Raw genomic sequence first — 12290 nt, 5'->3', positions numbered from 1 at the left:
CCCCGGCGCTGCCACTCGGGCGCCACCGCGACCGGCGCGAGCGCCAGCCCCTTGCCGCCGCCGACCCGCAGCCGGGTCAGCAGTGCGTGCCCGATCACCAGCCCCGCCTCGTCGATCGCGACCACGGACAGGCCGGGCAGCCAGGCCGGGTCGCGGCGCAGCGCGTCCACCAGGTCCGCCTCGTCCGGACCGGGGAACGCGGCCATGTGGACGCGTCTGGTCGCCGGGGCGTCCTGCGGACATTCGACTCTCGTTGTGACCTTCATGAGTCAACCCTCCCTGTGTCGCACACCGTTGTGGACCGGCCCCGGACGGCAGGTGGGCCGTCCGGGGCCGTTGCAGGTTAGCGGATGACGCAGCGTCAGGACTTGGGCTGAGCCTCGCCCTTGGCGTCCTCGCGGACCTTGGGCTGGGCGTCCACGCCGGCCTCGCGGCGCTGCGCCGGGGTGATCGGGGTCGGGGCGCCGGTCAGCGGGTCGCCGCCGGTGGACGTCTTCGGGAAGGCGATGACGTCCCGGATGGTGTCGTACCCGCCCAGCAGGGTGACGATCCGGTCCAGCCCGAAGGCGACACCGCCGTGCGGCGGCGGGCCGTAGTTGAAGGCGTCCAGCAGGAAGCCGAACTGCGAGGCCGCCTCCTCCTCGGAGAGGCCGATCGCGTCGAACGCCCGCTTCTGCACGTCGCGCTGGTGGATACGGATCGAACCGCCGCCCAGCTCCGAGCCGTTGAGGACCAGGTCGTAGGCGTTGGACAGCGCCGAGCCCGGGTCGGTGTCGAAGGTGGCCAGCGACTCCGCGGTCGGGGCGGTGAACGGGTGGTGCACCGCGTGCCAGCCCTGGAACTGGCCCTTGTCGTCCTCGATCGGCTCGAACATCGGGAAGTCGACGACCCAGAGGAAGGCCCACTTGGACTCGTCGATCAGCTCGCAGCGGCGGCCGATCTCCAGACGGGCGGCGCCGAGCAGCTCCTGCGAGGCGCGCTCCTTGCCGGCCGCGAAGAAGATCGCGTCGCCGTTCTTGGCGCCCGCGGCGGCGGCGAGGCCGGCCAGGTGCTCCTCGGAGAGGTTCTTGGCGACCGGGCCGCGCAGCTCGCCGGTCTCGGCGTCGATGAGGACGTACGCCAGGCCCTTGGCGCCGCGCGCCTTGGCCCAGTCCTGCCAGGCGTCCAGCTGCTTGCGCGGCTGCGAAGCGCCGCCGGGCATGACCACGGCGCCGACGTACGGGGCCTGGAAGACGCGGAAGTCGGTGCCCTTGAAGTACTCGGTCAGGTCGGTGAGTTCCTGGCCGAAGCGGACGTCCGGCTTGTCCGAGCCGTAGCGGCCCATGGCGTCCGCGTAGGTCATCCGCGGCAGCGGGTCGGGGATCTCGTAGCCGTGCACCTCGCGCCAGATGGCACCGACGATCTTCTCGCCGAGGGCCAGGATGTCCTCCTGGTCGACGAACGAGGCCTCGATGTCCAGCTGGGTGAACTCCGGCTGCCGGTCGGCGCGGAAGTCCTCGTCGCGGAAGCAGCGGGCGATCTGGTAGTAGCGCTCCATGCCGGCCACCATCAGCAGCTGCTTGAACAGCTGGGGCGACTGCGGCAGGGCGTACCAGTGGCCGGGCTGGAGGCGGACCGGGACCAGGAAGTCGCGGGCGCCCTCGGGGGTGGAGCGGGTGAGGTACGGCGTCTCGATGTCGAGGAAGTCGTTCTCCTCCATCACCCGGCGGATGATGTTGTTGACCTTGGAGCGCAGCCGCAGGCCCTTGGCCGGGCCCTCGCGGCGCAGGTCCAGGTAGCGGTAGCGCAGCCGGACCTCCTCGTTGACCGTGCCCGGCTCGTACTCGGCGACCGGGAAGGGCAGCGGGGCGGCCTCGGAGAGCACCTCGATCCCGCTGACGACGACCTCGACCGCACCGGTCGGGATGTCCGGGTTCTCGTTGCCCTCGGGGCGGACCCGGACGTCGCCGACGACCTTGACGCAGTACTCGGCGCGCAGGCCGTGCACCGAGTCGAGGTCGCGGACCACGATCTGCACGGTGCCGGAGGCGTCGCGCAGGTCGATGAAGGCGACGCCGCCGTGGTCGCGGCGGCGGGCGACCCAGCCGGCCAGGGTGACGGTGGTGCCTGCGTGCTCCGGGCGGAGCGTGCCCGCGTCGTGCGTGCGGATCACAGCTGCTTCTCCTTCAGGGTGGTGACGAGTGCGTCGAGGGCGACTGGGGTCTGCTCGCCGGTGCTCAGTTCCTTGAGCTGGACGACGCCCTCGGCGAGGTCCCGGTCCCCGGCGATCAGGGCGAAGCGGGCGCCGGACCGGTCGGCGGACTTCATGGCGTTCTTGATGCTCTTGACGCCGAAGGCGAGGTCGGTGGCCACGCCGGCCCGGCGCAGCTCGATCACCTTGGCGAACAGGATGTTCTTGGCCTCCTCGCCGAGCGCGACGGCGTAGACGGAGGTGGCGGCCGGAAGGTCGAGGGTGACCCCCTCGGCCTCCATCGCGAGGTAGGTGCGGTCCACGCCGAGCGCCCAGCCGACGGACGGCAGCGCCGGGCCGCCGATCATCTCGGACAGGCCGTCGTAGCGGCCGCCGCCGCCGATCGCGGACTGGGCGCCGAGGCCGTTGTGCACGAACTCGAAGGTGGTGCGGGTGTAGTAGTCCAGGCCGCGCACCAGCTTGGGGTCGTCCACGAAGTCCACGCCCGCCGCGGTGAGCAGCTCGCGGACCTTCTCGTCGTACGCCTTGCAGTCCTCGCACAGGTAGTCGCGCAGCATCGGGGCGTCGACCAGCTGGGCCTGCACCGACTCGCGCTTGTCGTCGAGGACGCGCAGCGGGTTGATCTCGGCGCGGCGACGGGTGTCCTCGTCCAGGTCCAGGCCGGCCAGGAACTCGATCAGGGCGGCGCGGTAGACCGGGCGGCACTGCTTGTCGCCGAGGCTGTTGAGCAGCAGCGAGTAGTTCCGCACGCCGAGCGAGCGGAACGCGTCGTCGGCCAGGATGATCAGCTCGGCGTCCAGCGCCGGGTCCTCGGCCCCGATCGCCTCGGCACCGACCTGGGAGAACTGGCGGTAGCGGCCCTTCTGGGCACGCTCGTAGCGGTAGTACGAGGCGGAGTACCAGAGCTTGACCGGCAGGTTGCCCTGCTTGTGCAGGTTGGCCTGGAGGGCGGCGCGCAGCACCGGCGCGGTGCCCTCGGGGCGCAGCGCGAGCTCGTCGCCGCCCTTGGTGGTGAGGGTGTACATCTCCTTGGTGACGATGTCGGTGGACTCGCCGACGCCGCGGGAGAACAGCTTCACGTCCTCGAAGACCGGGGTCTCGATGTATCCGTAACCGGCCCGGCGGGACGGCTCGGAGAGCCGGTCGCGGATCGCCAGGAAGGTCGCGGAGCCGGGGGGCAGCAGGTCGTAGGTGCCCTTGGGGGCGGTGAAGGTGCTCAACTTCTCTTCCGTCACATTCCTCGTCGCGGGAAAGCCGGGGCGCCCGCCGCCCCTGCTGCCTGTCGGAGGTAGGGGTTGGTGGCGCGCTCGCGGCCGATGGTGGTCTGACCGCCGTGGCCGGAGAGGACCACGGTGGAGTCGTCGAGGGGCAGGCACACCCGGGCCAGCGAGTTCATGATCGCCTCGCTGTCCCCGCCCGGGAGGTCGGTACGCCCTATGGAGCCGGCGAACAGCAGGTCGCCCGAGAAGAGCACCGGGGGGAGGTCCTCGGCACCGGGCGTCCGGAAGGTCACCGACCCCCCGGTATGGCCCGGGGCGTGGTCCACGGTGAGCTTCAGGCCGGCCAGCTCCAGCACGCTGCCGTCGGTGAGCTCGCGCACGTCGTCGGGCTCGCCGACGGTGAGCTCGCCCATCAGCTGGGTGCCCAGGGAGCGGCCGAGCGCCTTCTCCGGGTCGGACATCATGTACCGGTCCTCGGGGTGGATCCAGGCCGGGACGCCGCGGGCGCCGCAGACCGGGACCACCGAGGCCACGTGGTCGATGTGGCCGTGGGTGAGCAGCACGGCGACGGGCTTCAGCCGGTGCTCGCGGACCATTTCCTCGACGCCGCGGGCCGCCTGGTGGCCCGGATCGACGATGACGCACTCCTCGCCCGCCGCCGGAGCGACCAGGTAGCAGTTGGTGCCCCAGGCTCCAGCGGGGAATCCGGCGATGAACACGCGCGTCCTTCGGGTGTGCGGCGGTCGGCTGCGGCGGCTGCCAGTGGTGATGCTGCCAGTGGTGATGTAGGTGCAGCCTACCGGCGCCGCGGGTCCGGTTGCGAACCAGACAGGGGTGACGGGGCGCCGCGGCCCGGCAGGTTCACCGTGTTCTTACAGGCCCGGTCCCTACACTTGGCCGCCGAGGGATGCGATGATCCGCTCCGGAATCCATCCACTTTTCCCGCACATCCGTAGGAGACACGGCCGGTGGTCAGCAGCGAACAGCGGCGGCGGCAGCTCGCCCGAGAGAAGTACGAGCGCCAGTTGGAGCGCCGGGTCGCGGCCCAGGCCGCGCGCAGGCGGCGCAACACGATCCTGGGCGCCTCGCTCGCCGTCGTGCTGCTGGCCGGCGGTGGCACCCTGATCGCCACCGGCGCGTTCAGCTCGGACGACAAGGGCGACAAGAAGGCCTCGGCCGCGAAGAGCGCCGTGCCGACCGACGCCGGGGAGCCGACCACCCCGACCCGCAAGCCGGTCGAGGGCTGCGCCGCCCCGGCGCCGGGCGCGCCCAACGGCAAGCAGTGGCAGGCCGAGCCGCCCATGACGATCGACCCGAGCGGTTCGTACGCCATGACGCTGGACAGCACCTGCGGCAAGGTGACGATCGCCCTGGACGCGGCCAAGGCCCCGCACACCGTGAACTCCTTCGCGTTCCTGGCCGGCGAGCAGTACTTCGACCACACCAAGTGCCACCGCCTCACCACCGACGGCATCTACGTGCTCCAGTGCGGCGACCCGACGGCCAGCGCGACCGTCCCGGGCGGCTCCGGCGGCCCCGGCTACAAGTTCGCGGACGAGAACCTGAGCGGCGCGACCTACCCGGCCGGCACCGTGGCGATGGCCAACTCCGGCCCGGGCACCAACGGCAGCCAGTTCTTCCTGGTCTACAAGGACACCAAGCTGCCGCCGAACTACACCCCCTTCGGCAAGGTCACCGGTGGCCTGGACGTGGTGCAGAAGATCGCCGCCGCGGGCACCCTGGAGGGCTCGTCGGACGGCCACCCGATGGCCGACGTCACCTTCAACTCCGTTACGGTGGCGAAGGGTTGACCGACTCCGGGGCCGTCTGTGAGTGGCCTGCGCGCCGCTCCCGAACGGCCCCGGACCGAAATCGCCCGGCCCGGATGCGGACAGCACCGGTCCTGGTCGCCTATGTTGGCGTTGTATAGGGTGCCCGGACCCGCCTAGCCGTCACCCTCGGCAGCAAGGCACGGCGGACGGGGACGGCGGACTCTTTCGGTCCGTCGCACATCAACTGTGGACGACGGACGCGCGCCGCCCCGGCGCGGGCGCGACGTCATGTGGAGGACGCGCTATGAGCAGCGACCCGTGGGGCCGTGTGGACGAGCAGGGCACGGTCTACGTCAGGACGGCCGACGGTGAACGCGTCGTCGGTTCCTGGCAGGCCGGCTCGCCCGAGGAGGCCCTCGCCTACTTCGAGCGCAAGTACCAGGGCATCGAGGTGGAGATCGGCCTGCTGGAGAAGCGGGTGCGCACCACCGACCTGGCCGCCAAGGACGCCCAGACCGCGCTGGAGCACCTGCGCGCCCAGGTGGTCGAGGGGCACGCGGTCGGCGACCTGGAGTCCCTGGCGAAGCGGCTGGACACGCTCGCCGGCGAGATCGAGAGCCGGCGCGAGGAGCGCAAGGCCGCCCGCGCCAAGGCCCAGGACGAGGCCCGTGGGGCCAAGGAGGCCCTGGTCGCCGAGGCCGAGAAGCTCGCCGAGTCCACCCAGTGGCGGGAGGCCGGGGACCGGCTGCGCGCCCTGGTGGACACCTGGAAGGGCCTGCCGCGGCTGGACCGCAAGAGCGACGACGAGCTGTGGCACCGCTTCTCGCACGCCCGCTCGGTCTTCTCCAAGCACCGCAAGGCGCACTTCGCCACCCTGGACGCCGAGCGCGACAAGGCCCGGCAGACCAAGGAGGCGCTGGTCGCCGAGGCCGAGGCGCTGTCCTCGTCCACGGAGTGGGGCAGCACCGCGGCCGCCTACCGCGACCTGATGGCGCGCTGGAAGGCCGCCGGCCGGGCCCAGCGGGACATCGAGGACGAGCTGTGGGCGCGGTTCCGCGGCGCCCAGGACGTCTTCTTCCAGGCCCGCTCCGCGGTGTTCAGCGAGCGGGACGCCGAGCAGGTGGCCAACCAGAAGCTCAAGGAGGCGCTGGCCACCGAGGCCGAGGCGATCCTGCCGATCACCGACCTCAAGGCCGCCAAGGCCGCGCTGCGCGAGGTCAACGAGCGCTGGGAGGCGATCGGGCACGTGCCGCGCGAGGTCCGTCCGAAGCTGGACGGCCGGCTGAACGCGGTCGAGCGGGCCATCCGCGAGGCCGAGGACGCCGAGTGGAAGCGCTCCAACCCGGAGGCCAAGGCCCGCGCGGCCGGCATGGTGGGCCTGTTCCAGGCGAAGGCCGACAAGATCCAGGCCGACCTGGACAAGGCCCGCGCGGCCGGCAACGCCTCCAGGGCGGCCAAGCTGGAGTCCGAGCTGGCCGGCGTGCAGACCCTGCTGGAGCAGGCGCACAAGAGCCAGGAGGAGTTCAGCGGCTGACCGTCCTGACGCCCTGAACGACGAAGGCCCCCGGGATCGCTCCCGGGGGCCTTCGTCGCTGCTGCTTCCGGGCGGAGGGCGCCGCCTACTTGCGGGCGGAGGTGACGCGGTAGACGTCGTACACGCCCTCGACGCCGCGCACCGCCTTGAGCACGTGGCCCAGGTGCTTCGGGTCACCCATCTCGAAGGTGAAGCGGCTCATCGCCACCCGGTCCCGGGAGGTCTGCACCGCCGCCGACAGGATGTTGACGTGCTGGTCGGAGAGCACCCGGGTGACGTCCGAGAGCAGCCGGGAACGGTCCAGCGCCTCGACCTGGATGGCCACCAGGAAGACCGAGGACTGGGTGGCCGCCCACTCGACGTCGATCATGCGTTCCGGCTGCTGGCTCAGCGCCTCCACGTTGACGCAGTCGGCGCGGTGCACCGACACGCCGTTTCCGCGGGTCACGAAGCCGACGATCGGGTCGCCCGGCACCGGGGTGCAGCAGCGGGACAGCTTGACCCAGACGTCCTCGACGCCCTTGACGATCACGCCCGGGTCGCCCTTGGCCCGGCGGCGCACCGCGCGGCGGTTGTCGTGGGTCGGGGTGGCGGTCTCCGCCAGGTCCTCGGTCGCGCCCTCCTCGCCACCGAGCGCCTGGACCAGCTTCTGCACGATGTTCGGCGCGGCGACGTGGCCCTCGCCGATCGCGGCGTAGAGCGAGGAGATGTCGGGGTAGCGCATCTCGTGGGCCAGGGTGACCAGCGAGTCGCCGGTCAGGATCCGCTGGATCGGCAGGCCCTGCTTGCGCATCGCCCGGACGATCGCCTCCTTGCCGTGCTCGATCGCCTCCTCGCGGCGCTCCTTGGAGAACCAGGCGCGGATCTTGTTGCGGGCGCGCGGCGACTTGACGAAGCCCAGCCAGTCCCGGGACGGGCCGGCGTTCTCCGCCTTGGAGGTGAACACCTCGACGGTGTCGCCGTTCTCCAGGGTCGACTCCAGCGGCACCAGCCGCCCGTTGACCCTGGCGCCTATCGTCCGGTAGCCGACCTCGGTGTGCACCGCGAAGGCGAAGTCGACCGGGGTCGCCCCGGCCGGCAGGGCTATCACGTCGCCCTTGGGGGTGAAGACGAAGACCTCGTTGCTGGCCAGGTCGAAGCGGAGCGACTCCAGGAACTCGCCCGGGTCGGCGGTCTCCTTCTGCCAGTCCAGCAGCTGCCGCAGCCAGGCCATCTCGTTGACGGCGCCGGCCTTGTCGTCCTTGCGGACCTGGGTCGGGGTGTCGGTGCGGACCTTGGACGCCCCGGCCACCGCGCGCTGCTTGTACTTCCAGTGCGCGGCGATGCCGTACTCGGCCCGCCGGTGCATGTCGAAGGTGCGGATCTGCAGCTCGACCGGCTTGCCCCCGGGACCGATCACCGTGGTGTGCAGCGACTGGTACATGTTGAACTTGGGCATCGCGATGTAGTCCTTGAACCGCCCCGGCACCGGGTTCCACCGCGCGTGGATGGTGCCCAGTGCCGCGTAGCAGTCACGGACGGTGTCGACCAGGACCCGGATGCCCACCAGGTCGTAGATCTCGGCGAAGTCCCGGCCCCGGACGATCATCTTCTGGTAGACCGAGTAGTAGTGCTTCGGCCGGCCGGTGACGGAGGCGGTGATCCGGGCCCCGCGCAGGTCCGCCTGGACCTGGTCGATGACGGTCGCCAGGTACTCGTCCCGCTTGGGGGCGCGCTCGGCGACCAGCCGGACGATCTCGTCGTACATCTTGGGGTAGAGGATCGCGAAGGCGAGGTCCTCCAGCTCCCACTTGATGGTGTTCATGCCCAGCCGGTGCGCCAGCGGGGCGTAGATCTCCAGCGTCTCGCGGGCCTTCTTCTCCTGCTTCTCCCGCTTGAGGTAGCGCATCGTGCGCATGTTGTGCAGGCGGTCGGCCAGCTTGATCACCAGGACCCGCGGGTCCTTGGCCATCGCCACGACCATCTTGCGGACGGTCTCGGCCTGCGCGGCCTCGCCGAACTTGACCCGGTCCAGCTTGGTGACGCCGTCCACCAGCAGCGCCACCGAGTCGCCGAACTCCTTGCGCAGGGTCTCCAGGCCGTAGTCGGTGTCCTCGACGGTGTCGTGCAGCAGCCCGGCCATCAGGGTCGGGGCGTCCATCCCGAGCTCGGCCAGGATCGTCGCGACGGCCAGCGGGTGGGTGATGTACGGGTCGCCGCTCTTGCGCTTCTGCCCGCGGTGCCACTTCTCGGCCACCGCGTACGCGCGCTCGATGTCGCGCAGCAGTGCCGGGTCGGCCTTGGGGTCGTTGGCCCGGATCGAACGGAACAGCGGCTCCAGGACGGGGTTGAGCACGCTGGAGCGCTGGCCCCCCAGACGGGCCAGCCGGGCCCGCATGCCGCCGGTGGAACCGCGGCCGGAGGGGCCGAGCGAGCGCGAGGAGGTCGGCGCCGGGCGTGCCGGGGTGGCCCCCGAGGGCGTGGGACGGTTTTCGGGGGTGGCCGCTGCGGCCGTGGGCACAACCTCGTCGGGCAAGGACAACTCCTCGGGGCACCGGGGCCGACCCCTGCCGAGGCCCGAACGGTCGGGAACAACCGGGAGGGGATGAGTCTTCATGGTACCGAGCCGGGCGCCGGGGTGTTCATCCGGCCGGGCCACGAAACAGGAGGACGGCGGTCGGATGTTCCGACCGCCGTCCTCCCGACAGGTCCCTCAGATCGTGACCAGCGTCTCCAGCGGAGCGCCGTCGAGGTGCCCGGCCAACCGCTCGCGGCCGTCCAGGAAGCCCAGCTCCATCAGCACCACGACGCCCACCAGCTGGGCCCCGGCCTCCTTCACCAGGTCCAGCGAGGCGCCGATGGTGCCACCGGTGGCCAGCACGTCGTCCACCACCAGCACCCGCTCACCGGGCGCGAAGGCGTCGCACTGCACCTCCAGCGTCGCCGAGCCGTACTCCAGCTCGTACGAACGCCGGAACACCTCGCCGGGCAGCTTGCCCTGCTTGCGGATCGGCACGAAGCCGAGCCCGGCCGCGAAGGCCGCCGGGGCCGCCAGCACGAAGCCGCGCGCCTCCAGGCCCACCACCTTGGTCGCACCCAGCTCCGCGGCCCGGTCCGCCAGCGCCCGGGTGAGGGCGCCGAAGGCTTCGGCGTCGGCGAGCAGCGGCGCGATGTCCTTGAACAGCACACCCGGCTTCGGGTAGTCCGGGACGTCCCGGATCCGGCTGTTCAGCAGCTCGGCCAGTGCGGTGTCGGCGGTGGTCACGGTTCTGTCCTTCACGGTGGTGGGGCCTCGGGGTCGCGGCCGGGGTCAGCGCTTGGTGGACGGACGGCCCTTGGCACGGGTGGTGCCGGCCGACCGGCCGCGCTGTCCGACCATACCCGCAGGCTGCTCCTCGCCCGTCGGCTCCCCGTCCACCGCGACGGCGTCCGCCGCCTCGGCCTTGGCGGCCCGGTGCTGCAGGACCCGCTTGCGCAGCGCCTTCATCTCCGGCTGCTCCTCCTTGAGCTGCGCCAGCAGCGGGGTGGCGACGCAGATCGAGGAGTAGGCACCGGCCGCGAGACCGATGAACAGCGCGAGCGAGATGTCGTTCAGGGTGCCGGCGCCCAGGATGCCGCCACCGATGAACAGCAGCGCGGCGACCGGCAGCAGCGCCACCACGGTGGTGTTGAGCGAGCGCACCAGGGTCTGGTTGAGGCCCGCGTTGGCCGCCTCGCTGTAGGTGAGCTTGTTCTGCTTGGTGATCCCCTTGGTGTTCTCCTTCACGGTGTCGAAGACGACGACCGTGTCGTAGAGCGAGTAACCGAGGATGGTCAGGAAGCCGATCACCGTACCCGGGGTGACCTCGAAGCCCACCAGGGCGTACACGCCGATGGTGATCAGGAGGTCGTGGATGAGGGCGACCAGGGCGGACACCGCCATCCGCCACTCGAAGGCGATCGCCAGGTAGACCGTCACCAGGATCATGAAGACGATCAGACCGGTGAGCGCCTTCTGGGAGATCTGCTTGCCCCAGCTGGGGCCGATCACCTGGGCCTCGACGGTGTCCAGCGGCACGCCGAGCTTCTGCGAGAGCTCGGAGCGGATCTCGTCCGAGCTCTTCGGCTCCTCGGTGCTGACCTGGATGCGGATCTTGCCGTTTTCGGTCGACTGGACCAGCGGGTGCGAGGAGACGACCCCGTTCGCGGTGTCCTGCGCCTGGGAGACCGTCAGCCCCGGCTTGGCCACGGTGTAGACCGAGCCGCCCTTGAACTCGATGCCCAGGTGCAGGCCCATGGTCAGGCCGATCGCCGCGACCAGCACGATCACGCCGGAGATGGAGTACCAGAGCTTGCGGCGACCGACGAAGTCGAAGCTGACTTCGCCCTGGTAGAGCCGGTGGCCCAGGTTGGAGAAGCGTGACACGGTGTCAGGCCTCCTTCACGGCGGCAGAGGAGGGGCTACGGCGACGGCTGCTGCGCAGCGGCGGGCGGGCGCCCAGCCGCTTCGGGTCCAGGCCGGACCACGGGTGACCGTTCAGGAAGAACTTCCGGCGGGCCAGCAGCGTGATCAGCGGCTTGGTGAAGAGGAAGATCACCACGACGTCGAGCGCCGTGGTCAGACCCAGGGTGAACGCGAAGCCCTGGACCTTGCCGACCGAGACCACGTAGAGCACGGCGGCACAGAGGAAGGACACGAAGTCCGAGACCAGGATGGTGCGCCGGGCGCGCGGCCAGGCCCGCTGGACCGCCGGGCGCAGCGGGGCGCCCTCGCGGACCTCGTCGCGGATGCGCTCGAAGTACACGATGAAGGAGTCGGCGGTGATACCGATCGCGACGATCGCACCACAGACCGCCGGCAGGTTCAGCGCGAAGCCGATCGCACTGCCGAGCAGGCTCATGATCGAGTAGGTCAGGGCCGCCGAGACGAGCAGACCGGCGATCGAGACCAGGCCGAGGCCGCGGTAGTAGACCAGCGAGTAGGCGACCACCAGGATCATGCCGATCGCGCCGGCAACCAGACCGGCCTTGAGCTGGTCGCTGCCGAGCGCCGGGGAGACGGTGGTGATGTCGCTCTTGCTGAACTCCAGCGGCAGGGCGCCGTAGCCCAGCACGTTGGCGAGGTCCTGCGCCTCGGTCTGCTTGAACTGGCCGGTGATGACCGCGCTGCCGCCCGGGATCGGGCCGTTGACCTGCGGGTGGGAGACGACCTGGTTGTCCAGCACGATGGCGAACTGGTTGGTCGGCGGGGTCTGGGTGGCCAGCTGGCCGGTGATCTTCGAGAAGGCGTCGGTGCCGGCGCCGTTGAACTGGAGCTGGACCTGCCAGCCCGCGCCGGTCTGGGTGTCGATGCCGGCCTGGGCCTTCTCGACGTCCGAGCCCTTCACGGCCACGGGGCCGAGGGCCAGCTTCTCGTAGTAGCCCTTCTCGGCCTTCTGGGAGCAGGCGACGACGGGCTTGTCGTCGGCGCCAGTCTGGGCGGCGCGGACCTCGGGCTTGGAGCAGTCCAGGGCGGCGAACGCGGAGGCCAGCTCCGGCGGCACGGTGCCCTGGGTCATCGCGGCGCTGAGGTCGGCGGCGCTCGGCGGGGTGGCCGGGGCGCTCGGGGCGCCGGT

The 12290-nt window shown here is 71.1% G+C and carries 10 protein-coding genes; 2 read left to right on the top strand and 8 right to left on the bottom strand.

Annotation, left to right across the window (positions count from 1 at the left end; translation table 11 throughout):
- The 4 genes from KS423_RS24115 to KS423_RS24100 form a co-directional block, all read right to left on the bottom strand.
- On the bottom strand, nucleotides 1–206 hold a 206-nt coding region (locus KS423_RS24115; protein WP_374120016.1), incomplete at its 3' end, for a GNAT family N-acetyltransferase.
- A gap of 155 nt (nucleotides 207–361) precedes the next feature.
- A complete protein-coding gene (gene aspS / locus KS423_RS24110; protein ID WP_224281765.1) occupies nucleotides 362–2152 on the bottom strand; it encodes an aspartate--tRNA ligase in 1791 nt (596 codons plus the stop codon).
- A complete protein-coding gene (gene hisS / locus KS423_RS24105) occupies nucleotides 2149–3411 on the bottom strand; it encodes a histidine--tRNA ligase (RefSeq protein ID WP_224281764.1) in 1263 nt (420 codons plus the stop codon). The genes aspS and hisS overlap by 4 nt, the downstream gene beginning before the upstream one ends.
- 11 nt (nucleotides 3412–3422) lie before the next feature.
- Complete coding sequence (locus KS423_RS24100; protein ID WP_074002379.1) at nucleotides 3423–4130, bottom strand: MBL fold metallo-hydrolase; 708 nt, start codon at nucleotides 4128–4130, stop codon at nucleotides 3423–3425.
- A 249-nt stretch (nucleotides 4131–4379) separates the two neighbouring features.
- Here KS423_RS24100 and KS423_RS24095 point away from each other — a divergent pair, with 249 nt between their 5' ends.
- Nucleotides 4380–5222 carry a peptidylprolyl isomerase gene (locus KS423_RS24095; protein ID WP_224281763.1) on the top strand — a complete coding sequence of 281 codons (843 nt, stop codon included), beginning with the start codon at nucleotides 4380–4382 and terminating at the stop codon, nucleotides 5220–5222.
- 265 nt (nucleotides 5223–5487) lie between these two features.
- Nucleotides 5488–6717 (top strand): DUF349 domain-containing protein, encoded by a 1230-nt coding sequence (locus KS423_RS24090; protein ID WP_224281761.1) that lies wholly within the window; start codon nucleotides 5488–5490, stop codon nucleotides 6715–6717.
- An 85-nt stretch (nucleotides 6718–6802) separates the two neighbouring features.
- Here the strand turns inward: KS423_RS24090 and KS423_RS24085 are convergent, their stop codons facing one another.
- From KS423_RS24085 to secD, 4 genes are all read right to left on the bottom strand, one after another.
- A complete protein-coding gene (locus KS423_RS24085) occupies nucleotides 6803–9313 on the bottom strand; it encodes a bifunctional (p)ppGpp synthetase/guanosine-3',5'-bis(diphosphate) 3'-pyrophosphohydrolase (protein WP_374120015.1) in 2511 nt (836 codons plus the stop codon).
- 96 nt (nucleotides 9314–9409) lie between these two features.
- Nucleotides 9410–9961: an adenine phosphoribosyltransferase gene (locus KS423_RS24080; protein ID WP_224281760.1), complete on the bottom strand. Its 552-nt coding sequence runs from the start codon at nucleotides 9959–9961 to the stop codon at nucleotides 9410–9412.
- A 45-nt stretch (nucleotides 9962–10006) separates the two neighbouring features.
- Complete coding sequence (gene secF / locus KS423_RS24075) at nucleotides 10007–11101, bottom strand: protein translocase subunit SecF (RefSeq protein WP_224281758.1); 1095 nt, start codon at nucleotides 11099–11101, stop codon at nucleotides 10007–10009.
- 4 nt (nucleotides 11102–11105) lie between these two features.
- On the bottom strand, nucleotides 11106–12290 hold a 1185-nt coding region (gene secD / locus KS423_RS24070), incomplete at its 5' end, for a protein translocase subunit SecD (protein ID WP_224281756.1).

This window comes from Streptomyces sp. LS1784 (genome assembly GCF_020103755.1).
Lineage (GTDB): Bacteria > Actinomycetota > Actinomycetes > Streptomycetales > Streptomycetaceae > Kitasatospora.
This window is presented reverse-complemented; position numbering and strand designations above follow the sequence as displayed.

What these genes read in the sequence shown, in the direction of transcription:
- KS423_RS24090 (WP_224281761.1), top strand. Translation starts at nt 5,488, where the DNA reads ATGAGCAGCGACCCGTGGGGCCGTGTGGACGAGCAGGGCACGGTCTAC.
- KS423_RS24085 (WP_374120015.1), bottom strand. Translation starts at nt 9,313, where the DNA reads ATGAAGACTCATCCCCTCCCGGTTGTTCCCGACCGTTCGGGCCTCGGC.